Source organism: Candidatus Nanohalovita haloferacivicina (assembly GCF_029232205.1).
Classification (GTDB): domain Archaea; phylum Nanohalarchaeota; class Nanosalinia; order Nanosalinales; family Nanosalinaceae; genus Nanohalovita; species Nanohalovita haloferacivicina.
In genome coordinates this window covers 866724-890940 of sequence record NZ_CP107255.1, presented here as the reverse complement: position 1 = coordinate 890940, position 24217 = coordinate 866724, and the positions used below count along the sequence as shown (strand labels likewise).

The following is a 24217-nucleotide window of genomic DNA, read 5'->3' as shown; positions in this document are numbered from 1 at the left end:
AGACCACAGCTCCGACGAATTCACTTTGATGTTCTACAAGGAAACTGACGGCGATATTGAAGAACCTGCCAGCTACCTGGACAAAATGTGGGATAACGAGATAGAAAACCTTCTCTCCCGCACAGCAAGGGCCAAAATGATGGAAAGACATGAACTCAAAAACAGCGACGACACCTACCGGCAGAGACTTTCCGAAACCATCTGAGATTCCGGTAAATTGATTAACATAGATCCAACTTCTAACAATATGACAGACTGGAAAACATCAATTTCCTCCTCGGGAGAGGACGCAGTAATCAGAGGAGAGGCCCTGCAAAACGTAATGGACATGGACTTCGCAGACGCCATCTGGCTGCTTCTAAAAGGAGATAAACCATCAGAGGCCGAATCAGAGCTTTTCAACACAATTCTATCATCATCGATCGATCACGGAGTAGGCAACCCTTCCACAGTCTCCGCAAGAACAGTACAGAGTGGAGGCAACGAAATGAATACTTCAGTGGCCGGAGGAATACTTTCCCTAGGAGATGCACACGGAGGAGCAATAGAGGAATGCATGAAAATACTGCAGAGCGAGGAAACAGCTGAAGAATTAGTAGATCGGTATCTCGAGGCTGGAGATAATATTCCTGGGATAGGCCACAAAGTGTACGATGACAAAGATCCTAGGGCTGAAAAAATACTTTCTAAAGCTGAGGAATTAGGCCTTGCAGGAGAAAAAGTCCAGAAAATGAAAGAGATCAGAGAGGTCTTCGCCGAGAAAAAAGTTCCGCTGGTAATGAATGTTGATGGCGCTATTTCTGCAGTAATGAGCGACCTTGAATGGGATCACAGACTGGGTAAAGGCATCTTCATAATTGCAAGAACGCCAGGCCTTGTCGCACATGTCCACGAAGAGATGGATGAACCTGATTTCCGCAGGGAGGATGGAGAATATGTCGGAGAGTGATGAGGAAAACGTAGACAGGTTCAGATCAGATCTGGGGGAGGTAGCAGTAACAAAGAACCATGTTGAGAGACGCAGAAGCGAATCAGACGACTGGGAAAACATTGACAAAAACTTTTCAGAGCAGAAACTGGTTGATTACGTATCTTTCGATGAAATAGAGGATCTCGAGTTCGAGGAAGGATCGATTTATCCAAATATCAGAATCAAGACTGATGGCGAATGGAAGCGGCTTTTCTTCCACGTAGGGGATCAGGCCTATGAATGCTTCAAAACTCTCAGGTATAGATGGAGTTCCTACCGCCAGCTCTACTGAAAAAACTTATTTACAAGGCCTGAGAAATAGGCAGTATGGTAAGCGTACTAAGCAGAATAGTTGACAAATTCTCACATGACGAGGAAATAAGTATTGAGGAAATGGATCTTGAAGAGCTCAGACACGAAAGATCCGAGATCAAGGCCGACATGGAACTGAAAAGAGACAAGCACGAAGGCCTGGCGGAAAAAAGAAGGGCTAAATTCGAAAAACTAAGATCTTCAGAAGACGAACTCATGCAGGAAGAACTCGCTGAAGAAATTGCATCAATCGAGGACGAAATGAGCGTATACCACAACGAGCACGCACACATGATGGATGCACTCAGAGTCATCGACGGCCTGATCGCAGTCAAAAGAAAACAGAACTTGATGGAAGATCAGGGAATTGTCCAGGAACTGGAAGATATGGATAGAGAAGAGCTTGTAGATGCCTTGAAACGTGAAGAGGTACAGGAAATGATCAAAGACGAACAGTGGAGCGACCTAAGAGACCTCTTCAGAGGACAACTGGAAGCAAATCACTCAGGAAGCAAGAGAGTAAATGAGATCATCCAGTCAGCTGAACAGTCACAGGATCAGTCCGTGGACGAAGCCCTCAACAAGAGAGACAGGGACAGAGGCCACGACATCCACTAACTTTTCTTCATATTCTACTTACCTGTGAAGATATCAAATCCGCGAAGAAGTAAAATCAGTATGCGGCGGCCGGGATTTGAACCCGGGTCTTCGGCTCGAAAGGCCGAGATGATTGGCCAGACTACACTACTGCCGCTTAATCCGTATTCTAATAGACGGGGTTAACACTTTTAAGGGTACTCTAGGTGCGGTTTGCCGAAAACATCAATAAGCCAGAAACGCCAATAAACAGTTATGACAGACGACTGCATCTTCTGCAAAATAATCGAGGGAGAAATACCTTCGCACAAAGTATACGAAGACGACAAAATGATCGCATTCCTCGACGTCAACCCTGTATCCAAAGGCCACACACTCGTAGTACCGAAGAAGCACGTAGAAAACATTCACGAAGCAGAGGGCATGAACTATCTATTCGATGGCCTGGTAGAAGTATCAAATGCAGTAAAAGAGGCCTTCGACGCTGAAGGAGTAAACATCGCTCAGAACAACGGAGAAAAAGCAGGTCAGGAAGTCTTCCATCTCCACTTCCACATCACGCCAATCTACGAAGGAAATGAACTAGACATCACATACAACAGAACAGAGCTTGACGAAGGCGAAGAAGTAGCGGAAGAAATCCAGAAAAGGCTGTAAAAAGGCCTCAACAGCTTTTTCCTTTCTCTAAACCAGCTAATCTATTTTTAGGCTGGCCTAAACTTTTCTTTTCTCAAAAAGGTCTTAAACCTACAACTCACAAATTTGCGCATGGTTACCGCAGAGGCCTTAATACTGGTATTCGTCGCCGGACTGATAACAGATCTCGCAACAGGAATCGGAGCAATACCATTCTTCTTTGTCAAAGACTTCAGCAAAAAAATACTCGTAGGCCTCTGGGGCCTGGCATCAGGAATAATGCTCTCAGCATCCTTCCTTGGTCTCATACCGGAAGGGCTTGCGGCCGCACAGAAATACCCTCTGTATAATTCGGAATTCCTGGCCGTAGGCTTCGGACTTTTACTTGGAGGCCTTCTTGTAATCGGTGCCAGAAGAGCAGTCGACGATATCGACCTGGATCCAGGAACATTCGAGGAAGCAGACTACAAGAAAATGATACTAATTCTAGGAGTACTGACAGTACACAGCTTCCCAGAAGGAGTAGCAATAGGCGTCGCTTTCGCCGAAATGGGGCTTGAATCAGGAATACCGATCTTCGGCCTTGCAGTGCCGGCAATCGCAGTCACAATGACAATAGCAATCTCAATCCACAATATTCCTGAAGGAATTGCAATCTCCATACCTTTCAAGGCCTCAGGGGTATCAAACTGGAAGACAATGGGAGCAGCAATTTTCTCATCTGTCCCACAGCCGATCGGGGCAGTACTGGCCTTCATCTTCGTCACTGAGGCCCGAGTCTTCCTGCCTGTAGGTTACGGTTTTGCAGCAGGAGCAATGGTCTACCTGGTGCTATCTGAGTTTGTGGAGGAGGCCTTTGAAGAGGTAGAGGATCTCGATACTACTGGATGGCCTGAGTTCCTTGGTGGAAACCTCGCAGGATTAATAATCATGGTACTTCTATTCACATTCGTATGAGTGAAGAATGTGGGTTCTGTAGAGGAGATTTCGCGCATGAAATAGTGAAGCAGTATTCTAACTGGGAGGTCCAGTTGTTTGAAGATCAGAAATACTTGGGTCGATGCCTTGTCAAACTTGAACGGCACGTAGAGGATCTCAACGAACTGACAGAGGAGGAGAGGAACGAGTTTTTCGATAAAGTTCTGCCTGAACTGGAGAACGCTCTAGACCATCTTTTCCAGCCAGACTTCTACAATCAGGCCACACTAGGAAACGACTGCCAGCACTTCCACTTCCATATAATTCCGCGGTACAGAGATGAGAGAAGTTTTGAGGGAGAAACTTTTGAGGATGAAAACTGGGGCCAGCACTACGTAACCAGTAAAACCAAGAAGCTGGATGATGAAACAATGATTGAACTGAAAAGAGAACCGGAGGAGGCCCTGAAATGATAGAGCTCGCCGGAAACTTGATTATCAGAGATGGAAAAATACTGCTTCTATACAGAGAGGATGAGGGCCACTGGGAGGTTCCTGGTGGAAAAGTAGAGGAAGAAGAATCGCCGATAGATGCCGCAGTCAGAGAAGCAAGGGAGGAGATAGGAGTTGAAGTCGAACTGAAGAAACCTTTCTATAGCGGAGAATTCCAGAAAGATGGCCAGATGTTTCTCTGGCATGGATACATTGCAGATACCGACGGAGAACCAGAGATACAGGAGGAAAAATTCGGAGAACTTGAATGGGTTGACCCGCTTGAACTGGATGACATGGAGATAGCTCCAAACCTGGAAATGGTGCTGCCGGCGTTGAGAAGGATTAAATAAGGCCTGCGAGGAACAAATACTATGCTGGAAGTATTCAAGGAATACGAGATCAGCCAGATATATGCATACGAATTTCTGCAGAAGATGGCGCTAGGCCTAATCAGCATTTTCATCCCGATCTATATACTTCAATCATCTCTAGGCCTTTCCTGGGCATTCAACTATCTACTGGTTCAGTCAGCAGCATTCGTGTTGGCAGCATTTCCTATTTCATACGTCATTGCACGAATAGGGTTCAAGCACAGTCTTGTAATCTCATACTTTTTCTATCTTCCAGCAATACTATCTCTACGAATATTTAATTTATCTCCACAGGTTGTTGTAGCTGCAGCAGGTTTGATGGCATTTGCAAAGGCCTTCCACTGGATTGCACTTCACGCAGAGTTTGCAGTTGACTCTCAAAGTAAGACAAGAGGAAAACAGACAGGAAGGATGCTAGGCCTTCCAAGAGTAGCGAGGGCACTGGCTCCTGCGATCGGAGGGGCGTTGATGGCCTACGTAGGGTTCGGCGCGCTTGTAGGAGTGTCTGTCTTTTTCCTTGCGGTTTCAGCTCTCCCGTTGATGGCTTCGAAAGACCATCGGGATCCAATGGATTATTCTATTAGAGGCCTTATCGAGAAAAAACACGCACTTCTTGGCTCACTGTTCTTTTTGAGAGGGATTGGCTCTGCTACCGGAAAATACCTGTTCCCGATCTACATTTTCTATATTGCAGGAGGATCTCTAGATGCAGGAATTGTCGGATCGCTTGCCAGCTTGGGCTCGGTTGTATTCGCCGTGTCAGTTGGCCGTATCACCGACAGGGTAGATGAGAAAAAACTTATCATAGTCGGCACAGTAATCTCCGCAGCTCTTTTCTCGGCACGCGCACTGGTTGAAACATCCTTACAGGCCTACCTTGTATCCTTTACCGCAGGCCTAATCATGATGATATACTTCATACCTGTTTTCTCGGATCTTGCCGATCTCGCTGAGAAAGAGGATATCCTTGAGTTCTACGCTTTCAGGGAGGTATTCCTTGCACTGGGCCGTATAGCCACGTTGCTACTGGGTATTTACCTGATCAAGACCTCAGCACTTGGGGCCCTGAGGACTACCTTCCATCTGGCGGCGGCCGCGACATTCTTGATTGCGTTCTATGCTGGCTGGCTTTCACGCCATTGAAATAAAAACCAGGTGATCGCAAAGATGCTTGAGGACACAAAATGCATAGCATGTTTGGAAGATTCCGGGCCGTAGAAGTAGATCAAATTTACGCGTACGAACTACTTCACAGGTTTGTTCTCAGCCTGATAGGCATCTTCATCCCGATCTACATTGCCTCCAACGGCATGCAGATCAACTGGGTCTTTAACTATATTCTTGTTGCGACAGCGGCCTTCGGCCTGGCATGCATACCGGCCTCATACATTATAGCTAATATAGGGTTCAAGCACAGCCTGATACTTTCATACTTTTTCTATCTGCCGGCCTTCCTATCTTTGAGAAGCTTCAGTCTATCACCGACCCTAGTAGTATCAGCTGCTGTAGCCTATGGTTTTGGAAACGCTTTTCACTGGATCTCTCTTCACGCTGAGTTCGCTACAGACACTGAAGACGGCGATCGTGGAAAGGCCTCAGGAAGACTGATAGGTTTGCCGAAGATTTCTCAAGCCATTGCGCCTCTTGCAGGAGGATTTATCATGGCAGCCTACGGTTTCCATGCACTGGTAACGGCCTCTATTGGAATACTTGTTCTGTCTGCTATTCCTCTGTTCGCGTCGAAGGATCACAGGGATCCTCTGGAGTACGATATCAAGTCTCTTTTTGATTCGGAGCACAGAAAGTTTGCAGGCCTCTTCATTTTGAGAGGTGCTGATATTGCTGCTGGCGCAATACTGTTCCCGCTTTTTGTCTACTATGTTGTAGGTGGGGAGATGAATGCTGGTGGCGCAAAAAGTATTGCATCAGTAGGGTCGATCGTGTTTGCCCTGACGATAGGCCGTATCTCGGGAAGGTTTGACAAGAAGAAACTGATGGCCTCCGGTCTGCTGCTTGCCGCAGGAGTCTATGTGGCTCGAGCGTTTGTCCAGACTGCGACACAGGCCTTTGGAGTCTCGTTCCTTGCCGGCCTTTTCTTTATGATTTACTATGTTCCTCTTTACTCTATCTATGCTGACGTGGCTGAGGATGAAGATATTCTGGAGTTCTATGCTTTCAGAGAGTTCTTCCTTAACGTTGGTAAAATACTGACTTACGGCCTTACTGCGTATGTCGTCTTGAATTACTCTGTGAGAACAGGGTTTATGGCTGCGTTTGTCTACGCTACTGTGGCGGTAGTCGGCATTACGGGTTATGTTAGGTGGATTGAAGAAGAGGATGAAAAGAAAAGAGAGGATATGTGATTAGGTAATTTTGTGTTCTGCGACTTCGTCTATTGTGTCGACGTGGCCGATGAACATTGTTCTACAGCAGTACTTCTCGATTCCGAGATCGTCGAGTACCTCTCCTGGGTCCTCGCCTTCTTCGGTACGTTCCTCGTACTCTTCCCAGTGCTGGCTGATTACTTTGCCGCAACTGAGACATCTTACTGGAAATTGCATTGTTGTATTGACACCTCTTGAAAGATAGCAGAAAAAGGTACCGGGTTAACGGTAGGATTTCTGCTGTTTGTGTCGAGCTCCTTTGCTCGACTGTGATGGTTTTCTGGTCTCGGTTCTTCTCGGATCCTCAACCATCATGTTTCTATCATAGTCTCTGAAGTCTCTCTCAAGATCATCGCTGTCAGTGTACTCTACAAGGCCTCTAGCAATAGCCATTCTGATGGCTTCGGCCTGTCCCTGAATTCCGCCACCTTCACTGGTAACTTGAATATTCAGGTCTCCGTAGATTTCTTCGCCTGCGATGATGAGAGGCTCCTTTACTCGCTCCTTGATAGCCTTCTGCTGAACATGCAGAGGCCTGGAGTTGATTCGAAGGGTGCCTTCTCCTTCTTCAACTGTTGCGCGTGCCTTTGCGGTCTTACGCTTTCCTGTGCTTGTAACTGTCATTATTGATTAACACCCCGTTTTCCTTTCCATCCGATATGTTTGGATACTTCGCCAAGCTTTACATAATTCCTGTTAAGAAGATCGTCTCCTTCCTTAACGTCAACTTCCTCATAGTCCTCAAATTCTTCTGGAACGTCCAGGTAAGTTCTTACGTTGTCAAGAGCTTCTCTTCCGGAAGGATTGCTTGGAAGCATTCCTTTAACGGTTCTCTTAAGAATTCTGTCAGGTCTTTTCGGGAAGTAAGGGCCTCTGTCTCGTGCTCCTCTATCTTTCTTCTGTTTGTAGTCTGCGAAGATCTTGTCTTTGTCTCCTGAGATTACTACGTCTTCTGATTTGACTACTCTTACTGTTTCTCCGTCTTTTGCCATTGATGCGATCTTTGATGCTAGACGGCCTAGAATTTTTCCTTCTGCACTGATTACTTTCATTTTACAATTCTCACCTCTGTTCCTTCAGGGTTGTCTTCTACAAGATCCTGGATGAACATGAAATCTCCGTTCTCCATGATCTTCTTCTTTGCGCCGTTGCTTGCCTGGAAGGCTGCGACGTCAACATCTTTTGTGAGTCGGCCTGTTCCAAGAACTTTTCCGGGGACAACGATTGTGTCTCCGTCTTCTGCAACACGGTCAATATCAGAAATATTGACTTCTGCGCGTCTACGATTAACTTTTCCAAGATTTTCAGCTACCTGATTCCAGATAGCAGCTTCTTGCTCCTCGAGCATTTCAATAGTCTCAAGGAGTACACTGTTGGTTGGGTCTGCGTGTTTATCCATTGTTTATGCACCTCGCGGCCTTTCAAACTCCAGCAAAAGAGCTGGCGCCACTTTTCGGTATATCAAGAAACAGAAAACAAACTTTATAAATCAGGTTTTACCTGTGATCGGGTCGAGGATCAGGGACTTCTTTGAAGTTATCCAAGAGGCCAATCCTGTACTGGTCATCCAGAAACTCTGCAAGACTCTGGCCTCCGATTTCTCGACCCATCAACTTGAAAGCCTCGCGGTAAAGGCCTTCTGCTTCACGGTAGTTCTCAAGAAACTTTTCAGCCCTATTATCTGAATAATCGATTGTATCTGGTGTACGGCCCTGAATATTTTCCTCGATGTCACGTGCCTCTTCAAGTCTATCACCAAGCTCCTCAACTGCCTCAGGAACGTCCTGAGCAAGAAGATGCACAAGTTCCTTATCCAGCTCTCCATCTTGGATACCTCTTCTTTCATAATTGCGCTTATCAATGGCTTTCTGGTACATGTGATCGATAGTATTGCAGACGGCCTCCGCATAAAGAGCCAGATCTTTTCCCTGATTAGGCCTTAACTCTTCAAGAGGGGCGTTGAAATTCGTGTGTGTTTGTCCTTCTGGTAGTGCTGGTGTTTTCTCGCTCATTATTTCATCTCCTGTTCATTCTAGGTTCTGCAACCTCGGGCAGTATGTTGTTCAAGTTGATGTCGTACTTTTCTTCAAGAAACTCTACAACATTCTGGCCTTCGACCTCCTGATCAAGAGCTTCGAAAATACTTCTGTAATGGCCTTCAGCAATTCTGTAGTTTTCAAGGAAGTTCTCCTCTTTTTCAGGCCGTGCATCTCTGGAAAGAGTCCATTCAAAATCGTTAGACTCGCCGAACCAGTAATCTGTACCTATCTCTGTCTCGTATTCTCGGGCCTGTTCGATATGCGTGGAGGCATCTTCTATGGCTGCCTGAAGACCATTCAACGCCAAGTTTCTGATTTCAACATCAAGAAGCTCAGGATTATCTATTTCTTCAAAACTCCTTTTCTCTATAACCTTTCTTCTAAGTCTGGAGGCTGTATCATAGGCGGCCTCAGTAATTCTTCTTACATGCTCGCCGTAACCATTAGGAATCTGCATGTAGCTTGCGGCCTCAATCTCGGAATTATAGTTATCTGCCAGTTTCAGGTCTCTTGATTGGCCGTCACTCAATACATGCTCACCATTGTTGTCCAAAACATACAACACGCTACAATTCTTTTAACTTTTACGTGGCAACAGAAAGTTTCTGCGTAACTTGCTCAAGAAATAATCTATGTAAAATAAAGAAAAGAAGAGGCCTGTTAAGGCCTCAAAGGAAAATGTCTTACTCTACTAGCTCGTTTGTGTCGGTGTTGACCTGTGCGGTCGTCTTACCTTCTAGAGCTGTGTCTGTGTCTGCGTTGTAGTTAACTAGGTAGTCTGCTGCAGCGCTTGTGTCTTCAGCATTCCATCCTGCAACTACAAGTGCAGAGTAACCTTCGTCGAAAGCGTCGTTGACTAGGTCTAGGACGCCTACGCCTTGGTTGTTCTCGTACTGAGTGGAGTTCCAGGTCTGTCCTTCGTCAGCTAGATCAGCTGTCAGGTCGTTGACCTCTGGTCCTCCTACGAGGATCATGTTCTGACTTCTGTCAGAGTTGGATACATCTGTATCCATTGTTCCAGTTCCAGCTGGGAATCCTGTTGGAGTCATGGAAACTGCTCCATTTGTGGATCCTCCTTCTGTGGAACCGAATGCTGCAACCTGATATCTCTGCTCATCAGGGTACATTACCTCTGCGCCTGTTGCGCTGTTGAGTACGACTTCTGAACCGAAGTGTGTGAGTGTCTCGTCTCCATCTTCAACGTCTCCTAGGTTGGTCGTGGTACCTGAAGCTTCGTCTTCTGCTCCAGCGTAGTAGACTGCTCCAATTTCGCCGTCATCAGCGTCATTGAAGTAGTCTTCTCCATCGTCGTCTTCATCGTAGAAGACGTGGATGTCTCCTGTATCTGCGCCGGATTCATCTGTTCCTTCTGCTTCGGAGATTCTGATGTTCAAAGCATCTGAGCCAGCATTGCTATCGGCAATGCCTAGTCCACCGCTACTTGGGTCGTTGGTTTCTAGGCTTACGTTTGCTCCTCCCTGTACTGTTAGGGAGTCTGTTGTTGTTCCTGTGATGGATGCGTTGTCTCCACCGTTTGCTCCAAATGTAACTCCGACGCTAAATCCGTATCCTGTTGAAACGGATCCTGTTGTTCCGGTTGTTTCGAAAGTTTGCTCGAAGCTAGCGTGCTCCAGTGTAACGGCATCTACAGGTCCGTTTGTACCGTCTGTAGATACGTCTGTAACTTCTACTAGGTAGGAGTCTGAAGTACCGTCGTTTCCTTTATCGGAGCCTACCACTGCGAAGTATGTTCCATCGTCAGAGCTAGAGATGTTTGTGTCTCCGTTGGTTCGCAGTTCTGTCATGTCAAGACTCTGTTCCTGAGCGTTTGGATCTGTGTATGTCAGATCGTATTCGCTGCCAAATTCAACTGTGCTCATTGCTTCGCTTGTAATTCCCTGGTTTGTTAGACTGAAGTAGTCAGCTGGTCCAGCGAAGGACTGATCAGTTTCTACGTAAGGAACTTCATCTTCATCTTCTGCTTCTTCTACAGTTTTCACTGTGTTTTCTAGAGTGAAGCCTGTTACTGTTGTAGTGCTGTCTGCTGTGGCGATTGTATCGACTTCGTATCTGTCATCCATTGGCAGATCTTCTCCTTCTTCTAGGGTGGTGTCTGTGTAGGTGGACTCTAGGGTTACGTCCTGTGTCCCATCGCTGTAGAAGATTACTGTGGATGCTGTGACTGAGAAGTCATATTCGTCGTCTAGCTCTAGTGTTTCTCCTTCTTCTAGTGCTTTTGTGTCTAGGACTTCTTCTCCTTCAGAAACTCTTACTACTACTTCTGAGTTGTCTCCGGATGTCTGTCCTGTGATCTCTACTGTGTAAGGACCGTGCTCGTAGGAATCTCCTACAGTCATGTCCTCTTCCATTGTTGAGCCAAGTTCTACTTCTCCTGAGTCAACAATGTTGACTAGCTCGTATTCGTTACCGAGCATAGTTACTGTATCGTTCTCCTTGAATCCTGGGCTGTAAGTTACGTCGTATGTGACGTCGCCAGGCTGAACGTTGAAATCTGTAGATGTTCCGTTGATTCTGGAAGCGACTCCTGAGATCTGTGCGGATTCAGTGACAAATACATCTTCTCCGTCGTCATCTTCCATTGTTGTTCTTGTGAATGCTGAATAATCGGATGCATCAATTGTTGTAGTTGTTAGGTCTAAACCGAGTACTTCCTCATTCAGTTGTTCTCCATCTACTGATGCTCCGCTTGGACCATCTACTGATTCTTCGGAGAATGCTTGGTTTCCTAGGTCTCCTGCGATATCTACTGCGGAGACTACGTCGGCCTGTTTTCCGTCTGTGCCTACGACGATGGATGTATCTACGTTCCCTTCGTCATCTACGAAAGGTGCTGGATAATCCTGTAGTGTGTAGTCAGCTCCACTGGACCCATTGTTTTGTGCTGCTGCTAGACCGGCTGCGCCGGTTACAGTAGCTCCAACAAGTAGTGCGGATGCTGCTACAGTCTTTCCATAAGATTTGAGTTTTTTGATGTTCTTCATTGGTTGATTCACCAAGTTTGTCTCAATATTTTCTTTATGTGGAAGCGACGTTGAGACCGAGGGCCGCTTCATTTTTTGTTGACGGAGTGTGGTTTCTCCGCGGGATCCCGATTCCCAAAAAAATTACCTCCCGTTGAGGGATGGTTGTGAAAGGGGAACCGGGCCGAGTCCAGTCGCTATCGTGGCTCGTTCTTATGCATGTTTTATGGTAACCACCTTTAAAAATGGTTTGGAGAAAGGCCTGTTCTAACCGTTCATGAACGGTTTTTGAACGTTCTACAATCGACTTGTTGTAATATGAGTGTCTTAGAAACTGTTTTTGTGTATATGGTATGTTCTTAAGAGGGTAAAGAATTTCTACAGGAGATTTCTGGATTTTTGTTCGACGGTTTTCGAACAATATTTTTGTGGAGGCCTTATTGTTTTAGCAGCCTATTGCGTCTGTGGTTACTGGTTTGCAGCCTTTTTTCCATTTTATTTCGCCTTCTTTGAATGATATGATTATCATTGTGTTGGTCTGGGCCTGTGGGAAGTTTATTCCTGTTTGGCAGCTGTATCTGGTGTTTTTGCCCCAGGTTCCGTTCTGGGTGAAGCATGTGTTGTTTGCTGCGAGGTCTGGCTGTGCTTCTTTGAGTTCGGACTGGTTGTATACCTGGCCATTTATGTTGTATTTTACTTCGAACTGTGTGAAGTTTGCTGGAGTTCCCTTGTTTTCCATGTTGAGGGATAGTTGGCCTGCATCGTTTTTGTACATGGAGTTGAACAGTATTTCCGGTTGAGGGTTGTTCCACTCGTTCATATCCTGTAGTAGTGCTCCGGCCTTGAATGTTAGTGTTAGAAGTACTAGTCCTAGTATTATTGTGGGGACGCGTCCAAAGTCCATATCAATTTTTTGTAAAGCTCTTTTTTTAGTTTAACCGCTTTCCGTGACCAAAAACACTGATAGGTAATTTATTTTAATCTAAAAGATTATCTAGCAAGTTAGAGCATGATCTAGACTGTAGAAATATTTTCTAGATGTTGTTTGGCTGTGTAGAGTATTTTCAGTAAATTGCACTGCTGTACCAGTCTTCTGCGGCCTGCCTTATTTTTTCAGGTTGAAATCAGGGCTTTATTCTTCTCCGGTGGCCTCTGTAAGGTGATCATGGAATATTTCTCTATCTTTTGCATTGAAGAAGTCTTGTTCAATAGAAATTAGATTATGCCGGGGACGAGATTTGAACTCGTGAACCCCTGCGGGACAGGATCTTAAGTCCTGCGCCTTTGGCCACTTGGCTACCCCGGCAATTGGTTGCGCTCGATTGATACGCAATAGGCCATGCTGTGCATGGCTTCGGGGTTGGCAAGAATTAACTTGGCTACCCCGGCGAACTTACAAGCTAAGTTCGATCAAGCTTAAGGCATTTTGATAATGCCTTTCGGATCGTTGCTTCATTTTTTCTCTGTGGTTAGAGGTTATGGCTGTAACTGTTTAATAGCTCATATCTCTGCTGCGGTTTTGAAGCCGGAGGCCTTTTCTGGCTCGTTCAGCCATGGGTGTCTGTCTCTGTATTCTTCCTGTAGCTGGCCGAGGTTGTTCTGTTCCATTATTTTGCTGAGGGCTTTGAACTGGGCCTCCAGTCTGTCGTATCTGTGGGATAGTTCTACGGCTTTTCTGTAGTTGTCCTGGTTCCAGGTTTGAGATTTCGTTAGACCTGACTGATTGCAGAAAGAAGTTATGAGATAAGAAGTGGTGAGAAATATTTGTTGTTTAAAGTTCGTCTGCTGAGGCCTCTGCGTTTTCTAGTTCTTCCTGTACTACTTCGATTGCTTTCTGCAGTAGTTCTTCGTTTGTGTATCCTGATGTGGATTCGATTCTGAACTGGAATTCTCCGTCGCCGAGTTTTTCGTATCCTACTGTTCCGCCCTGGTGTTTGGCGTGGTCTCTTCCGTTTTGGAGTACTGCTGTTGCTTCCAGTTCGATGTCCTGGTCTTCTTTGAGTTCCACGATCAGTGCGTCGTGTACTGGTTCTGCTTCGTCGTTGTCGGCCTGCATGTTTTCAGCTGTTACGCTGGTTGGGCCTTCCTGTTTGAGTGCGAGGTGTAGTTCGTCTTCTTCGTCGAACTTCTGTGGGATTGTCCATGGTACCTGGCCGATTCTGTTGGCTAGGATTTCGTCGAAGAGGCCTGACTCGTTTTTCACTACGTCGATGTGTTTGACGGCGAGTGTTGGTACTCTTGCCATCATTGCTCTTCTTAGTGAGTTTGCTACTGCTTCGTTTGAGTCTTCCAGTTTGACTGTTAGAACGCCGTTGTCTTCTTCGACTTTTTCAAGTTTCATAGTCTTTCTACCTCGCGAGTGTGTATTAAGTTAAGAGAAAATGTTGAGAGATGGATTTTATACTCTGCGGCCTCTCTTTCCGCCTTTTTCTCTGCAGCCGTCGTGCGGTACTGGTGTTACGTCTTCAATGTTTCCGACGTCCAGTTCGGATCTGGAGATAGCTCTGATTGCTGGCTGTGCTCCTTTACCTGGCATCTTCATCTTCTGTCCACCAGGAGCTCTTACTCTGATGTCGACTTTCTCAATGCCTTTCTCCATTGATTCTTCGACTGCCTGCTTGGCTGCTTTCATTGCTGGGAATGGTGAGCCCTGTAGTCGGCCTTTATCTGTTACCATTCCTGCAGAGATTCTTGAGATTGTCTCTGCGCCTGTTGCATCTGTTACGTGTACGATCGTGTTGTTGAAGCTTGAGTAAATGTTTACGATTCCTTTCTTCATTTATTCTTCACCTTCCTGTTCTTCTGATTCTTCTTCAGTGTTTTCGGTTTCCTCGACTTCTTCAGCTTCCCCGGTTTCTTCTGGTTCTTCAGAAGGTTCAGGTAGCTGTACTTCAACCTTTTTCTCCTCTTCCTGTGTAAGCATGTATCCAGGAACAGTTACTTTCTGGCCGTCTACGTAGACGTGGCCGTGGTTGACAAGCTGTCTTGCTTCGTTTGCAGTGTCTGAGTAACCTCTTCTGTTTACTGCTGTCTGAAGTCTCCTGTCGAGAATGTCTGTAACGTTTAGTGTTAGTATTTCTTCAAGTCCTGCATCTTCTCTGATGAGGCCTAGTCTGTTGGCCTTTCCGATTACTTCTTTTCTTCTTTCTTCGTCGTCTTCTGATGCAAGTTTACGGGCCTCTCTTCTGAGTGCTCTTAGTTCGCTCTGTGCTTTGTAGATTTCTCTCTTGTTTTTGAGGCCGTATTCTTCACTTAGCTGGTCTTCTTCCTGGATTCTTTCTTCGCTCCAGCCTTCGCTTGGTGTTTCGTATTGTTTTGTTAGCTTCTTAACCATGGTTGATCACTCTATTCGTCGCCGGACGGTTCTGCTTCGTCCTGAATTCTTGCTCTTGATACTCCGATTTTACCGCCGGATCTGAATGAAGATTTGGTCTTCTGTCCGCGTACGGGTAGCCCGATGGAGTGTCTCCATCCTTTGTAGGAATCGATTTCTTTTAGTCTTCTGATGTCGAATTCCTTCTTCAGTTCTAGGTCTGATTCGATTAAGTGTTGGTTGTCTCCTTCATCTCTGTCCTTCCTTCTGTTCAGAAGCCATTCTGGAAGGTCAAGACTGTCAGGATTCTTAAGCTTCTCTTCTACCTCATCGATAGATTCGTCGTCGAGGTCGCCTATCTTTTCATTTTCGAGGCCCATTTCTTCGGCTACTGCGTGTGCGTACATGTTGCCGACTCCTTTGAGGCCTGTCAAGGCTTCATCTACTGTTTTTGTACCATCGATTCCGGTTCTTGCAATCCTTACAATCTCTTTGGTTTCTGACATGTTTACCCGTAACAGAAACATCTTAGTTAAATCTTATAAAGGGTTGACTCAGGGGTAGTCAGTGAGATAGAAGGCCTTGCTACCAGGTATTAAAATCTTGGAGAATGGTTGTTTCTGGATGGCCTTTGACTACAGTGATTTGCAGGATTATGGCGGTGTGATGACTGGTTCCGAGATTGGAACTATTCGTCAGCCTGAAGTTGTCGAAGGAGACTACACTGATCTGGATTATGGTGTAGTGGTTCCTGAGGGCCTTGATGATGTCACGGTTTCCGATGTTGAGAGCTTTAACAGTGAGAATAATGATGCTTTTGTCAGGCTTGACCAGTATGTTCTTGATCTGGATGACGATGTTTTCTACGTTGATGATCATAATCATGCGCTGGCTGGTTGGCTTGCGGCCTCGAATGAAAATGTTCTGGAAGGAGATACAGTTCTTCTTCACTTGGATGATCACTATGATGGCGAAATGCCAGAGCCTTTCTTCCCTCCTGAATCTGTGGGAGAGGCCGAGCAGTTGATCGGTGATATGATTCAGATAAATGAGTTTATCTATCCTGCTGAGCAGTGGGGCCTAGTTGATGAGACCGTTAACTGGGGTGTTGAGAACAAGAATCAGCAGCTTCTGCACAGAGACTTTGGTGAATCCTCTTTAATCCTGGATCTTGATCTCGATGTTTTCAACGGTGTGGAAAGTCCGGGACCGATTTATCGAATGATTGGAGGATTAATGGATGAGGCTGACTTTACTACTGTAGCTACCAGTCCTGGATATATTTTGCAGGAAGAGGCCCTGACTCATTTAGAAAATATAATGGAGAAAAGATAAGGAAATAAGAGAAGAATAAGGGTTACAGGCCTGCAAGCTGTATGTCTGTCTGTGCTTCAGCACTTAATTCTTCGGCGATGTCGTAGTCGGTTGCTGAGTTAAGCTGTTCGTAGGCCTCGGTGTTTCCTTCCTGTACTTGTTGATCGACGTACTCTAAGGCCTGATTCATTACATCATCTTCTGTGTAGCCTGCGGTTGCTACCTGGAATGCTTCTTCCTCGTCGTCAATGTGTACTGCAAGATCTTCTAGGAGCTCTGTTCTCTGTACTCCTCCAGGTATTTCGCCTGCGAGCTCTACGGCCTGTTCGTAGTCTCCAGATCTCCTGTACTTTTCTACTGCTTCCTTCGCTACATCATTGATTTCTTTCGTTCTGTCGCTGTAACTTCTTCCGTCATCTACTTCTACCTGATCGACTTCGAATGTCTCTGCAAGCAGTGCTGCCTGACTGTACTCTTCATTCTCCCATCTGTCTTCGACTGCTCTTTTTGCGGAATCGTTCCAGCTACTGCCTATTGTCTCGTTCAATCTGGCTTTGCTTTCGTTGTCGAGGTTATTGCCCCAGTTAAAGTTGTCCAGGCCAAGATGCTCGTCATCAATAGCAGATTTTCCCTCTTCGCTCAGAGAAGTCATTACTGCTACTACCTTGTTGTATTGCTCTTCGTCAAGGTTGCCGGTGTCTATATATGACAGGTCTTCATGCTCTTCTTTGATCTCTCTTCCTATTTCTTGCTCAATTGCTTCTGCAAGAGTGTCAAGACTTTCTGATTCTGTCGCAAAAGAGTCTGCTGGCCCATAAAGTTCTCTTCCGACGAGACTGGTGATAACTTCCTCTTTGGTTTCATCTGCCATCTCATCATAGACGTCGTCTGCACTCATTCCAGCTTCTGCTGCAACGTTTGCAACTAGTTCGTTGGCTTCAGGGTTCTTTGCCCATAGCTCTGTTGTTGCAGCTGTCTGGAAAGCGCCACGTGTTCTCCTCTTCTCATCAGTGACCTGTGTCCTTAGGGCCTCTGCGATGAAAGAGTTGTCGTAGGCTGTCTGTAGTCCTTCTGAGTCCTTGTTGCTCAGAAATTCTACAGGGTCCTCCACTTTCTGAAGTGTCTCGTCTACGTCGGTCTGCTTATCCTCGGGTAAGGTGTGGTTGTTTTCAGGCCCAAACTCGATAAGTTCTTGAGTCTGTTTTTCATCAGGTGATGCTTCTTCGATTGTTTCTTCCTGCTGCAGGGTTTGTTCTTGCTGCTCTTCTTGATTTTCGGTTTCGTTAGATCCGCCAGTGAATCTATCAAGTAGTCCCATAATATGTTACTATTAGATAGTGACAAATTTAAGTCTTTTGGAAGTGTGACGGGAACTGGGTTATGGAGTGTATGTAGTTGCCTCAAAATTTAATCAAGAGAAAAAGAAAAGAAGTCAATACTGTGAGAAAAAACATTTCTTCTCTACAACAATTCAAGAACTATCGCTCTTCTGTCTTCTTAATTATTCGAAGATCGGAGATCTTCTGCGTTATCTAGAAAACCTTATCTTTCCTCGGTTTTCTTGATTAGGTGCCATCCGAATTCTGTCTGGACAGGATCCGATACTTCTCCTACTTCCATGTCGAAGGCCTTTCTTTCGAATGGTTTGACCATGTCTCCTCTGCTGAAGAATCCGAGGTCTCCGCCGTTGTCTCTGGATGGGCCTTCGCTTTTTTCTCTGGCCATTTCTGCGAAGTCTTTGTCTTCGTTTCTTTCCAGTTCAAGTTTGATCTGTTTGGCGTGTTCCTCGTTGTCGACGAGGATGTGTGATGCACGTACTTCTTTTGCCATAATTGCTTCTTGTGGTTTCAAGGTTTAAAACTGAGAAATATTTTTTTACTGGAATTCCTCGTAGTGCTGGATGTAGATTGTGACCAGTGATTTTCCGAGGCCGAACAGTACTGGGCCTACGAATACTCCTATAGGGCCGAATACTCCGATACCCCCGATTACTCCCAGAATTATGAATAATGGGTGCAGGTCGGCGCTTTCGTCCACGAGGAAAGGCCTGAGGAAGTTGTCTACTGATCCTACTATTGCTGCTCCGTACGCGAGCAGGAAGAGGCCGGGGTAGATGTTGCCGTTGAGTAGAAGGTATGCTGCGGCTGGTACCCATACCAGTGCTGTTCCTACTAGCGGTATGAGGCCGAGTATCATCATCATGAATGTCCAGAAGAATACGTTGGAGATTCCTGCTATGTATAGGCCTACTCCTGCTACGAGGCCTGATACTGCTGCTGTTATTACGTGGCCTTTGATGACTGTTCTGGTGGTGTCTGCTGTTTTCTGGTATAGGTCGTTTTGCAGTTCTGTTGGCATGAGATCCAGGTTTTTCGACCATTCGACCAGTTCTTCTCCTTCTTTCAGTAGGTAGTACTGGAGGAATAGTAGTAGGGATATTCCTATCAAGAAGTTGCTGGCTGTGTCAACTATTTCTGATGTGCTTGAGAGTACTGTTGATCCTATTGTCTGTATTGAGGACTTCAGTCTTTCCTCCAGCTGTACGTCCTGGCCTGTTAACTGTGTTATTCTATTATCGATTACATCAAGGCTGAGGTCTGCTGTCTCCAGAGTTGATACCATGTCGCTGGCATCGTTCGCTACTGCTCCAGCTGTCAGTACCAGTGGGAAAACCGCCATGAGAAATGTCATCATTATTACGGCCGCTGCCGAGTACTTGGTGTAGTTATCGAAAAATCTTTTCGCTGGATGCAGCATAAAGGCCAGTATTCCTCCTGTAAGCAGATAGCCCAGGTAAGGAGATATCATCAGGAAGATCAGTACTCCTGTAACTCCCATTGCAAGGAATAGAAAGGCCTTCTTCCGGTTCATAGTTCAAATTATGTGGCTGAATCTAAAAAAGTAGGATGTTTGGAGGCCTGCCTAGTTTTCCAGCTCTCTGAGTTCTCCCAGTGCTTCGCGATATCGTTCCTGTGCTTTCCATAGCCTGGTTTCTGGATCGCTGCTGTATGCTTCGGCCTCTTCCACGAATTCATTGCTGTAGTCCTCAAGACTGTGTTCTTCTCCGCTAAAGACTTCCTGAATATCTTCTACCTCACTGATTTCTTCTTCGCCACGCGATTCAAGTTCTTCGTACGTGGCCTCGAGGCCTCGTGTTTCGTCCCTCCAGATTCCTTCTGCCCGGAGTGCTCTCTCCCCCAGAGCCACAAGTCGGTCGATTCTTTCTCTTTCTACCTCTCCATCCCTGTAGAGTTCCGTGAAGTAGTCAAGCCTAGCAGCTACATCGTCCGTTACCTCTGCCAGGGCCTCGACATTCTCATCAGAGACTCCGTCCTTCCACCGGATGCCGGTATCGTATTCATGAGCTCCTTGCATTTTTGTTCACCAATAACAAACATTTATCCCTCAAAAATTTAAGTATATTGCTTCAATAAGAATGTGGCGACTGTATTGCTCTCTGAATCTATTGTTGCTGGTGTATTTGCTGTTTTAGCTTAAGGACTTCCTATTCTAGGCTTGAATGTAAAGAAGGAAGATGTGTCTGGAGTTTTGAAATATTGACTCCAGCTTACATCTTCGTCAAAAGTCGGGTTCTTAAAGCTCTCAAAGGCAGGTACTGGGCCAGGTAAGCCGAGACAAATATCGTTAAACTGATCCCTGTCTCATTGATCAAAGGCCTGTTTATCAATGCAAGATGTATCCAGTACACAATAACCACTGCTGCAGCTCCTACAAGACTTAAAGCCGAGAAGCTAGGTAAATCTTCCTCATTCATTTTTCTTCAGCCCTCCAAATACTATACCAGAATGACTGGAAAATATCCTTTCTTACACGAAAACAAAATCATCAGAACAGTACTTCTACAACGAACCCTGCATCAAGTGCTCTAAATCCTCAAAACTAGCCGCAGCAACATCGGCCTCCGGAAAACCTGACTCAAACTCCTCCACCCAGCCAGTATACACATCCTCAGAAAAACCTTCCTCAATATACACAGAACCATCCAAACACGGATTCAAATCAGTATAGGCCTTCACAAAATAATCCAATCGAGGCCTGCCATCCACGTTCTCATACGCCGGCGAAAGAACAATCCCGATATCAGACTCATCCACTTCAAAGGCCTTTAAAAACAGGCTTATGTTCTCCAGCACATCCTCTACACTTTCCTCATCCTGTCTCATAGAAGGAGAATTTGTTCCAGCAAGAAATATCGTTTTTTACACTAAATTACATATCTGAGAATGATTATAGTCCCCCCAGGATTCGAACCTGGGTCAGCGGCTCCAAAGGCCGCTATGAATTGCCTACCTTAACATAGTGTTGAAGGTATTTGGCCACTACACCAGGGGACTGTTGCTGTATCTCGTAATAAGAATTGGAACTCTTAAAAAACAAACTAGTTATTGCGTTTCTATGGAGAGAAGGGTTAAGGTCCCTAAGTCTGAGCTGCAAAAGGTTTATGATTCTCTCAAAGCCGAGGGGTTCACTCTAGATGATATTTCAGCAGAGATAGATAGCGGCTTCAGAAATCATCTTTATTCGGGAACAAGTATTCCAAGTGATTCTTTTGAGGCTCTAAAGACTCTATATGACGGTGATGTTCAGTATGAATATATAGAGTATGAAAATGGGATAGGAAAGTTTTCATCGATAGACCTGATTAAAAATGAGTTGACTGCCGAACTAGTTGGCATGATTTTAGGAGACGGACATTTGAGCGATAAATCCTATGATCGTGGCGATAGACATGTGTCTAACCATCACTTGAAGATTTCTTTCAGCTCTGAGGAAGAAAAGATTATTTCGAGGGCTAACTACTTGATCAAAGAATGTCTTAGTAAAGAACCTTCAGTTGAAGAATTTAGCCATGATCAGCCATAAATCTGAGTTTACGGAAAGAAGATAGTTGAGGGTCTCAAGGAGGTGGGTCTAGTTCCTGGCAATAAGGTAAAACATCAAGTAGGAGTTCCAGAGTGGGTAAAAAATTCTAAAGCTCTGTCTAATTCATGTCTAAGAGGGCTTACTAACACAGATGGTTCGATATACCTGCGATCTGAGGACGGCTACAAGGTTGTTCATTTCAAGAACAGATCTAGGCCGCTGCTTGATGACTTCCTTGAGATGTGTTCTAATATTGGTGTGAGAGGAAGTAAAGCAGGGAAGTATGGTGTTCGAGTCGCAGCACAAGAAGAGGTTAAGAGGTTCATTGAAGAAGTGGATCCTATCAAGGAGGCCTAATTACTCGGGTTTCTCTGCGTAGAAGTCGAACTGGTTGAATATCTCTTTTTTACCGGCGATGTACTGGTAGCGGCCTGTGGTGGTGAGGTTTCTGAGCTGGCGGTATCTCTTGACTTCTTTCTCTTTTTTCTCTGTGTTGAGGCCTATGCTGTCTGTTAGTGTGTTCAGGCCTTTTGCTATTTCAAGTCTTAGCTGTACGTATGGCGTTGTGAGTACGGAGGCCCTGTGCAGGTATTTTGAGGTGGGAGCTATTTTTTCCATGAGCGGTTCTACCTGGATGTTCTGGAATCCTGCTTGTTTGAGGAATCTTTCAAAGTTGGATCTGTAGGCCATGTAGTCGACTCCCCAGCCGATATGCATTTTTCTGGATATTTGTTCGTGTTTTTCGGAGAATTTTTCTGTCCGGAATCCGTCGGTGATTACCAGTCTTCCTCCGGGGTTTAGGCCTTTGTAGATGTTTTCTGCCAGTTTTCTTTCGTCTTGGGAGTAGGCCTGGCTTTCGATTGCGAAGTATACGTCGAAGTTGTCTAGTTGGAGGTTATCGTAGTCCTGGTGTATGAATTCTACTTTTTCTTCTACTCCTGCTTCTTCGGCGTTTTCTCTGGCTTTTTCCAGGAGGTCTTTGTCGATGTCGAGGCCTATTATTTTTTCTGCGTTGGTGTTTTTGGCCAGCCAGATTGTGTTTCCTCCGCGGCCGCATCCTGAGTCCAGTACGGTGTCTCCTTGCTGTATGTCTGCTTTTTCTGCGAGGGCCTCTACTCTGTGTACTACTGCCTGTTTTACTTCTTTTCTGGTTATGAGGCCTGTTTTGGCCAGTATTTTTTCTTTCCAGTTTCTCTGGTATTCTGTGTGGTCTCCGTAGTGCATCATTCCGTGCTGGTTGGTGCCCATGTACCTGTCATAGTCTACTGAGTTGAGGTCGAAGTGTTGTTTTATCTCTGGGTCTTCCTGCATCAGGATAGAATTTGTTGAGGTGGTTAAAGAAAGATATGAGTTTAGTCCCCGCAGGATTCGAACCTGCGTCGAGAGGGCCAGGGCCTCTCATGATTGGCCACTACACCAGGGGACTCTAAGGTGTATGTGTAACTGTTGCGGTTAATTCTTAAAAACTGATCTAAAGCTGCTGCTCTATTTTCTTTACGGCTTCCATTGAGATGCTGTGTTCTACTGTATCGGCTTCTTTTTCCGGGTGTTCCAGGCCCAGGTCTTCGAAGAAATTTCTGAGTATGTCGTATTTTTCTTTGATTCTTTCTGCTTCTTCCTTGCCCATCGGGCTTAAAGTGAATTCTTTGTAAGGTGCCCGGCAGATCAGCTTGTCATCTTCCAGTTTTTTGATGGTCTCCGATACTGATGCGTTGGATACTCCGAGTTCTTCTGAGAGTTCTCCTGTGGTTGTTCCTTTGTCGCCGGCATCTGTTAGTTTGTAGATTGCTCGGAGATAGTTCTGTTTGGCTGACATTAAGAAAAGAAAGAGAAAGGAAGTGATAAGTTACCTGCGGTCGATGAGTGCGTACAGCAGTACGATTGTGAGTGTCGAAAGCAGTACTGCTGGTGCGAACATCTGCAGGATTTCGGGTCCGAAGAGGCCCATGTCTTTTCCGATCAGCAGCACGACCAGTGTCTCAATATCCAGCGAAATCAGCGATGCTGCGATAGTTCCTGGCTTGTCCATACCGTGAAGCTTCGAGGCTGCGTAACCTATCCCCAGCTTGGAGACTGTGGATAGGCCAAACAGGAAGACTGCTGCCTCAATGTTCGCGATAATGCTGGAAACATGTAGTCCGAGGCCGAACCATGCGAAGAATATCGGGATGAATAGTCCGAGTCCGATCGCATTGATCTTTTCTTGGAAGGCCTTGGATTCGGAGAAGTCGCTTCTTGATACGATGATTCCTGCGAAGAATGCTCCGAGTACTGTTGAAAGGCCTACAATCTCTGTCATGTAGGAGAGGCCTAGTAGGAATGCGAATGTTATTGCGAACTGGGCCTCTGTCTCCTCGAAGTTGATGATGTAGTCATCGATCCTGTGAATGGTTTCGTGCAGAAGATAGAATACTGCTGCGAAGCCCAGGATTCCTCCGAGCCTCATAGCGATATTTTCTCCAGGTGAGAAGACCAGTACGAGGCCTGTTAGTGCGAGTAGTCCTGCTGTGACGTTGATGACTGCGGATTTGATCGTGTACTTGCCTGTTTCTTCTCTGAGCATTCCACGGCTCATCATGATTTTGGATGGGATGCCGATGTCGACTACTGCGTATGCCAGTGCGATGAACAGGAACTGTGTCAACGTGTTGTAAGGTAGGAACTGCGATCCAAAGAAGTACAGCGCTGCAAATATCAGTGCGAAAGATCCTGCAAGAATTCCAAGTCCTAGCTGCAGGCCTTGTCTATGCCTGAAAATATCTGCGGCGTTCTCCTCTCTGAGGCCTGCGTTGAATAGTACTAGTGAGACTCCGATTGTTGCGAAGGATTGTACTGCGGATGCGTCCATCACGCTAAGGAATGAAGGTCCGAGTAACAGTCCGGCGGTGATGTATCCTAGTATTGATTCAAGGCCTATTCTCTCGAATAGTTCTCCGAGGATAAATGATGCCATCAGCAGTATTCCAACGTTGTATAGTGTGCCGGCTGCAAGTCCTGCTGCCAT

The 24217-nt window shown here is 45.8% G+C and carries 33 protein-coding genes, 3 tRNA genes and 1 pseudogene; 13 read left to right on the top strand and 24 right to left on the bottom strand.

The window, feature by feature from the left end; all coding sequences use genetic code 11:
• Nucleotides 1-28 precede the first annotated feature (28 nt).
• Genes HBNXNv_RS05025 through HBNXNv_RS05010 form a run of 4 tightly spaced genes read left to right on the top strand, consistent with a single transcriptional unit; the run spans nt 29 to nt 1900 of the window.
• Nucleotides 29-205, top strand: a complete 177-nt coding sequence (locus tag HBNXNv_RS05025) for a hypothetical protein (RefSeq protein WP_347720589.1) — start codon at nt 29-31, stop codon at nt 203-205.
• Nucleotides 206-247: 42 nt separating this feature from the next.
• On the top strand, nt 248-949 hold the full coding sequence (locus HBNXNv_RS05020) for a citryl-CoA lyase (RefSeq protein ID WP_347720588.1): 702 nt from the start codon (nt 248-250) through the stop codon (nt 947-949).
• Nucleotides 936-1262 (top strand): hypothetical protein, encoded by a 327-nt coding sequence (locus HBNXNv_RS05015; protein WP_347720587.1) that lies wholly within the window; start codon nt 936-938, stop codon nt 1260-1262. The genes HBNXNv_RS05020 and HBNXNv_RS05015 overlap by 14 nt, the downstream gene beginning before the upstream one ends.
• Before the next feature lie 35 nt (nt 1263-1297).
• Nucleotides 1298-1900, top strand: coding sequence for a hypothetical protein (locus HBNXNv_RS05010; RefSeq protein WP_347720586.1), 603 nt, complete (start codon nt 1298-1300; stop codon nt 1898-1900).
• Between the two features lie 61 nt (nt 1901-1961).
• Here HBNXNv_RS05010 and HBNXNv_RS05005 read toward each other — a convergent pair.
• A tRNA-Glu gene (locus HBNXNv_RS05005) sits at nt 1962-2036 on the bottom strand.
• A 98-nt stretch (nt 2037-2134) separates the two neighbouring features.
• Here HBNXNv_RS05005 and HBNXNv_RS05000 point away from each other — a divergent pair.
• The 6 genes from HBNXNv_RS05000 (at nt 2135) to HBNXNv_RS04975 (ending at nt 6661) form a co-directional block, all read left to right on the top strand.
• Entirely contained in the window at nt 2135-2536 is a 402-nt protein-coding gene (locus tag HBNXNv_RS05000) for an HIT family protein (protein WP_347720585.1), read from the top strand.
• A 111-nt stretch (nt 2537-2647) separates the two neighbouring features.
• Nucleotides 2648-3472 carry a ZIP family metal transporter gene (locus tag HBNXNv_RS04995; RefSeq protein WP_347720584.1) on the top strand — a complete coding sequence of 275 codons (825 nt, stop codon included), beginning with the start codon at nt 2648-2650 and terminating at the stop codon, nt 3470-3472.
• On the top strand, nt 3469-3906 hold the full coding sequence (locus tag HBNXNv_RS04990; protein ID WP_347720583.1) for an HIT family protein: 438 nt from the start codon (nt 3469-3471) through the stop codon (nt 3904-3906). Before HBNXNv_RS04995 ends, HBNXNv_RS04990 begins: the two co-directional genes overlap by 4 nt.
• A complete protein-coding gene (locus HBNXNv_RS04985) occupies nt 3903-4277 on the top strand; it encodes an NUDIX hydrolase (RefSeq protein WP_347720582.1) in 375 nt (124 codons plus the stop codon). The genes HBNXNv_RS04990 and HBNXNv_RS04985 overlap by 4 nt, the downstream gene beginning before the upstream one ends.
• A 21-nt stretch (nt 4278-4298) precedes the next feature.
• Complete coding sequence (locus HBNXNv_RS04980) at nt 4299-5441, top strand: MFS transporter (RefSeq protein WP_347720581.1); 1143 nt, start codon at nt 4299-4301, stop codon at nt 5439-5441.
• 41 nt (nt 5442-5482) lie between these two features.
• Nucleotides 5483-6661, top strand: a complete 1179-nt coding sequence (locus HBNXNv_RS04975) for an MFS transporter (RefSeq protein ID WP_347720580.1) — start codon at nt 5483-5485, stop codon at nt 6659-6661.
• Here HBNXNv_RS04975 and HBNXNv_RS04970 read toward each other — a convergent pair whose 3' ends face one another.
• From HBNXNv_RS04970 to HBNXNv_RS04910, 13 genes and pseudogenes are all read right to left on the bottom strand, one after another.
• On the bottom strand, nt 6662-6859 hold the full coding sequence (locus tag HBNXNv_RS04970) for a DNA-directed RNA polymerase subunit N (protein ID WP_347720579.1): 198 nt from the start codon (nt 6857-6859) through the stop codon (nt 6662-6664).
• Nucleotides 6860-6904: 45 nt separating this feature from the next.
• Nucleotides 6905-7306: a 30S ribosomal protein S9 gene (locus HBNXNv_RS04965; protein ID WP_430827685.1), complete on the bottom strand. Its 402-nt coding sequence runs from the start codon at nt 7304-7306 to the stop codon at nt 6905-6907.
• Nucleotides 7306-7734 (bottom strand): 50S ribosomal protein L13, encoded by a 429-nt coding sequence (gene rplM, locus HBNXNv_RS04960; RefSeq protein WP_347720578.1) that lies wholly within the window; start codon nt 7732-7734, stop codon nt 7306-7308. Before rplM ends, HBNXNv_RS04965 begins: the two co-directional genes overlap by 1 nt.
• Nucleotides 7731-8081 carry a 50S ribosomal protein L18e gene (locus HBNXNv_RS04955; RefSeq protein ID WP_347720577.1) on the bottom strand — a complete coding sequence of 117 codons (351 nt, stop codon included), beginning with the start codon at nt 8079-8081 and terminating at the stop codon, nt 7731-7733. Before HBNXNv_RS04955 ends, rplM begins: the two co-directional genes overlap by 4 nt.
• Before the next feature lie 97 nt (nt 8082-8178).
• On the bottom strand, nt 8179-8694 hold the full coding sequence (locus HBNXNv_RS04950) for a hypothetical protein (protein ID WP_347720576.1): 516 nt from the start codon (nt 8692-8694) through the stop codon (nt 8179-8181).
• A gap of 4 nt (nt 8695-8698) precedes the next feature.
• A complete protein-coding gene (locus HBNXNv_RS04945) occupies nt 8699-9250 on the bottom strand; it encodes a hypothetical protein (protein ID WP_347720575.1) in 552 nt (183 codons plus the stop codon).
• 154 nt (nt 9251-9404) lie between these two features.
• Nucleotides 9405-11723, bottom strand: coding sequence for an S-layer protein (locus tag HBNXNv_RS04940; RefSeq protein WP_347720574.1), 2319 nt, complete (start codon nt 11721-11723; stop codon nt 9405-9407).
• A 424-nt stretch (nt 11724-12147) separates the two neighbouring features.
• The gene (locus tag HBNXNv_RS04935; protein WP_347720573.1) at nt 12148-12606 is read right to left on the bottom strand and encodes a hypothetical protein; all 459 of its coding nucleotides are present in this window, start codon (nt 12604-12606) and stop codon (nt 12148-12150) included.
• Nucleotides 12607-12925: 319 nt separating this feature from the next.
• A tRNA-Leu gene (locus HBNXNv_RS04930) sits at nt 12926-13008 on the bottom strand.
• Nucleotides 13009-13473: 465 nt separating this feature from the next.
• Nucleotides 13474-14043 carry a hypothetical protein gene (locus HBNXNv_RS04925; protein ID WP_347720572.1) on the bottom strand — a complete coding sequence of 190 codons (570 nt, stop codon included), beginning with the start codon at nt 14041-14043 and terminating at the stop codon, nt 13474-13476.
• 57 nt (nt 14044-14100) lie between these two features.
• Nucleotides 14101-14519, bottom strand: a pseudogene (locus HBNXNv_RS04920) (30S ribosomal protein S11).
• Complete coding sequence (locus HBNXNv_RS04915) at nt 14482-15036, bottom strand: 30S ribosomal protein S4 (RefSeq protein ID WP_347720570.1); 555 nt, start codon at nt 15034-15036, stop codon at nt 14482-14484. The pseudogene HBNXNv_RS04920 and the gene HBNXNv_RS04915 overlap by 38 nt, the downstream one beginning before the upstream one ends.
• An 11-nt stretch (nt 15037-15047) precedes the next feature.
• Nucleotides 15048-15521 carry a 30S ribosomal protein S13 gene (locus tag HBNXNv_RS04910; protein WP_347720569.1) on the bottom strand — a complete coding sequence of 158 codons (474 nt, stop codon included), beginning with the start codon at nt 15519-15521 and terminating at the stop codon, nt 15048-15050.
• Between the two features lie 118 nt (nt 15522-15639).
• Here HBNXNv_RS04910 and HBNXNv_RS04905 point away from each other — a divergent pair, with 118 nt between their 5' ends.
• The gene (locus HBNXNv_RS04905; protein WP_347720568.1) at nt 15640-16350 is read left to right on the top strand and encodes a peptide arginase family protein; all 711 of its coding nucleotides are present in this window, start codon (nt 15640-15642) and stop codon (nt 16348-16350) included.
• A gap of 22 nt (nt 16351-16372) precedes the next feature.
• Here HBNXNv_RS04905 and HBNXNv_RS04900 read toward each other — a convergent pair whose 3' ends face one another.
• The 7 genes from HBNXNv_RS04900 to HBNXNv_RS04870 all read right to left on the bottom strand — a co-directional run bounded on the left by HBNXNv_RS04900 (nt 16373) and on the right by HBNXNv_RS04870 (nt 20684).
• A complete protein-coding gene (locus HBNXNv_RS04900) occupies nt 16373-17647 on the bottom strand; it encodes a hypothetical protein (RefSeq protein ID WP_347720567.1) in 1275 nt (424 codons plus the stop codon).
• Nucleotides 17648-17871: 224 nt separating this feature from the next.
• Entirely contained in the window at nt 17872-18159 is a 288-nt protein-coding gene (locus HBNXNv_RS04895; protein ID WP_347720566.1) for a peptidylprolyl isomerase, read from the bottom strand.
• 45 nt (nt 18160-18204) lie between these two features.
• Nucleotides 18205-19200 (bottom strand): AI-2E family transporter, encoded by a 996-nt coding sequence (locus HBNXNv_RS04890; RefSeq protein ID WP_347720565.1) that lies wholly within the window; start codon nt 19198-19200, stop codon nt 18205-18207.
• 51 nt (nt 19201-19251) lie between these two features.
• Nucleotides 19252-19704 carry a hypothetical protein gene (locus HBNXNv_RS04885; RefSeq protein WP_347720564.1) on the bottom strand — a complete coding sequence of 151 codons (453 nt, stop codon included), beginning with the start codon at nt 19702-19704 and terminating at the stop codon, nt 19252-19254.
• A gap of 193 nt (nt 19705-19897) precedes the next feature.
• Complete coding sequence (locus HBNXNv_RS04880) at nt 19898-20104, bottom strand: hypothetical protein (protein WP_347720563.1); 207 nt, start codon at nt 20102-20104, stop codon at nt 19898-19900.
• An 85-nt stretch (nt 20105-20189) separates the two neighbouring features.
• The gene (locus HBNXNv_RS04875; RefSeq protein ID WP_347720562.1) at nt 20190-20513 is read right to left on the bottom strand and encodes a hypothetical protein; all 324 of its coding nucleotides are present in this window, start codon (nt 20511-20513) and stop codon (nt 20190-20192) included.
• A gap of 67 nt (nt 20514-20580) precedes the next feature.
• Nucleotides 20581-20684, bottom strand: a tRNA-Gln gene (locus HBNXNv_RS04870).
• Nucleotides 20685-20745: 61 nt separating this feature from the next.
• Between HBNXNv_RS04870 and HBNXNv_RS04865 the strand changes: the two genes are divergently transcribed.
• Complete coding sequence (locus HBNXNv_RS04865; protein WP_347720561.1) at nt 20746-21213, top strand: hypothetical protein; 468 nt, start codon at nt 20746-20748, stop codon at nt 21211-21213.
• Between the two features lie 42 nt (nt 21214-21255).
• A complete protein-coding gene (locus tag HBNXNv_RS04860) occupies nt 21256-21570 on the top strand; it encodes an LAGLIDADG family homing endonuclease (protein ID WP_347720560.1) in 315 nt (104 codons plus the stop codon).
• Here HBNXNv_RS04860 and HBNXNv_RS04855 read toward each other — a convergent pair whose 3' ends face one another.
• The 3 genes from HBNXNv_RS04855 to HBNXNv_RS04845 all read right to left on the bottom strand — a co-directional run bounded on the left by HBNXNv_RS04855 (nt 21571) and on the right by HBNXNv_RS04845 (nt 24217).
• Nucleotides 21571-22524 carry an SAM-dependent methyltransferase gene (locus tag HBNXNv_RS04855; protein WP_347720559.1) on the bottom strand — a complete coding sequence of 318 codons (954 nt, stop codon included), beginning with the start codon at nt 22522-22524 and terminating at the stop codon, nt 21571-21573. It lies immediately after the preceding gene.
• 160 nt (nt 22525-22684) lie between these two features.
• Complete coding sequence (locus HBNXNv_RS04850; protein WP_347720558.1) at nt 22685-23029, bottom strand: metal-dependent transcriptional regulator; 345 nt, start codon at nt 23027-23029, stop codon at nt 22685-22687.
• A gap of 30 nt (nt 23030-23059) precedes the next feature.
• Complete coding sequence (locus HBNXNv_RS04845; RefSeq protein ID WP_347720557.1) at nt 23060-24217, bottom strand: cation:proton antiporter; 1158 nt, start codon at nt 24215-24217, stop codon at nt 23060-23062.

Bases quoted from the DNA above. Each gene is read 5' to 3' on its own strand.
- HBNXNv_RS04990 (WP_347720583.1), top strand. From the start codon at position 3,469: ATGAGTGAAGAATGTGGGTTCTGTAGAGGAGATTTCGCGCATGAAATA.
- HBNXNv_RS04980 (WP_347720581.1), top strand. From the start codon at position 4,299: ATGCTGGAAGTATTCAAGGAATACGAGATCAGCCAGATATATGCATAC.
- HBNXNv_RS04915 (WP_347720570.1), bottom strand. From the start codon at position 15,036: ATGGTTAAGAAGCTAACAAAACAATACGAAACACCAAGCGAAGGCTGG.
- HBNXNv_RS04910 (WP_347720569.1), bottom strand. From the start codon at position 15,521: ATGTCAGAAACCAAAGAGATTGTAAGGATTGCAAGAACCGGAATCGAT.
- HBNXNv_RS04880 (WP_347720563.1), bottom strand. From the start codon at position 20,104: ATGAATGAGGAAGATTTACCTAGCTTCTCGGCTTTAAGTCTTGTAGGA.
- HBNXNv_RS04845 (WP_347720557.1), bottom strand. From the start codon at position 24,217: ATGGCAGCAGGACTTGCAGCCGGCACACTATACAACGTTGGAATACTG.
- HBNXNv_RS04885 (WP_347720564.1), bottom strand. From the start codon at position 19,704: ATGCAAGGAGCTCATGAATACGATACCGGCATCCGGTGGAAGGACGGA.
- HBNXNv_RS04900 (WP_347720567.1), bottom strand. From the start codon at position 17,647: ATGGGACTACTTGATAGATTCACTGGCGGATCTAACGAAACCGAAAAT.
- HBNXNv_RS04855 (WP_347720559.1), bottom strand. From the start codon at position 22,524: ATGCAGGAAGACCCAGAGATAAAACAACACTTCGACCTCAACTCAGTA.
- HBNXNv_RS05020 (WP_347720588.1), top strand. From the start codon at position 248: ATGACAGACTGGAAAACATCAATTTCCTCCTCGGGAGAGGACGCAGTA.
- HBNXNv_RS04955 (WP_347720577.1), bottom strand. From the start codon at position 8,081: ATGGATAAACACGCAGACCCAACCAACAGTGTACTCCTTGAGACTATT.
- HBNXNv_RS04975 (WP_347720580.1), top strand. From the start codon at position 5,483: ATGCATAGCATGTTTGGAAGATTCCGGGCCGTAGAAGTAGATCAAATT.
- HBNXNv_RS04965 (WP_430827685.1), bottom strand. From the start codon at position 7,306: ATGACAGTTACAAGCACAGGAAAGCGTAAGACCGCAAAGGCACGCGCA.
- HBNXNv_RS05010 (WP_347720586.1), top strand. From the start codon at position 1,298: ATGGTAAGCGTACTAAGCAGAATAGTTGACAAATTCTCACATGACGAG.
- HBNXNv_RS04850 (WP_347720558.1), bottom strand. From the start codon at position 23,029: ATGTCAGCCAAACAGAACTATCTCCGAGCAATCTACAAACTAACAGAT.
- HBNXNv_RS04985 (WP_347720582.1), top strand. From the start codon at position 3,903: ATGATAGAGCTCGCCGGAAACTTGATTATCAGAGATGGAAAAATACTG.
- HBNXNv_RS04865 (WP_347720561.1), top strand. From the start codon at position 20,746: ATGGAGAGAAGGGTTAAGGTCCCTAAGTCTGAGCTGCAAAAGGTTTAT.
- HBNXNv_RS05015 (WP_347720587.1), top strand. From the start codon at position 936: ATGTCGGAGAGTGATGAGGAAAACGTAGACAGGTTCAGATCAGATCTG.
- HBNXNv_RS04895 (WP_347720566.1), bottom strand. From the start codon at position 18,159: ATGGCAAAAGAAGTACGTGCATCACACATCCTCGTCGACAACGAGGAA.
- HBNXNv_RS04950 (WP_347720576.1), bottom strand. From the start codon at position 8,694: ATGAGCGAGAAAACACCAGCACTACCAGAAGGACAAACACACACGAAT.
- HBNXNv_RS04925 (WP_347720572.1), bottom strand. From the start codon at position 14,043: ATGAAACTTGAAAAAGTCGAAGAAGACAACGGCGTTCTAACAGTCAAA.
- HBNXNv_RS04935 (WP_347720573.1), bottom strand. From the start codon at position 12,606: ATGGACTTTGGACGCGTCCCCACAATAATACTAGGACTAGTACTTCTA.
- HBNXNv_RS04995 (WP_347720584.1), top strand. From the start codon at position 2,648: ATGGTTACCGCAGAGGCCTTAATACTGGTATTCGTCGCCGGACTGATA.
- HBNXNv_RS05000 (WP_347720585.1), top strand. From the start codon at position 2,135: ATGACAGACGACTGCATCTTCTGCAAAATAATCGAGGGAGAAATACCT.
- HBNXNv_RS04875 (WP_347720562.1), bottom strand. From the start codon at position 20,513: ATGAGACAGGATGAGGAAAGTGTAGAGGATGTGCTGGAGAACATAAGC.
- HBNXNv_RS04905 (WP_347720568.1), top strand. From the start codon at position 15,640: ATGGCCTTTGACTACAGTGATTTGCAGGATTATGGCGGTGTGATGACT.
- rplM (WP_347720578.1), bottom strand. From the start codon at position 7,734: ATGAAAGTAATCAGTGCAGAAGGAAAAATTCTAGGCCGTCTAGCATCA.
- HBNXNv_RS04940 (WP_347720574.1), bottom strand. From the start codon at position 11,723: ATGAAGAACATCAAAAAACTCAAATCTTATGGAAAGACTGTAGCAGCA.
- HBNXNv_RS04970 (WP_347720579.1), bottom strand. From the start codon at position 6,859: ATGCAATTTCCAGTAAGATGTCTCAGTTGCGGCAAAGTAATCAGCCAG.
- HBNXNv_RS05025 (WP_347720589.1), top strand. From the start codon at position 29: ATGTTCTACAAGGAAACTGACGGCGATATTGAAGAACCTGCCAGCTAC.
- HBNXNv_RS04890 (WP_347720565.1), bottom strand. From the start codon at position 19,200: ATGAACCGGAAGAAGGCCTTTCTATTCCTTGCAATGGGAGTTACAGGA.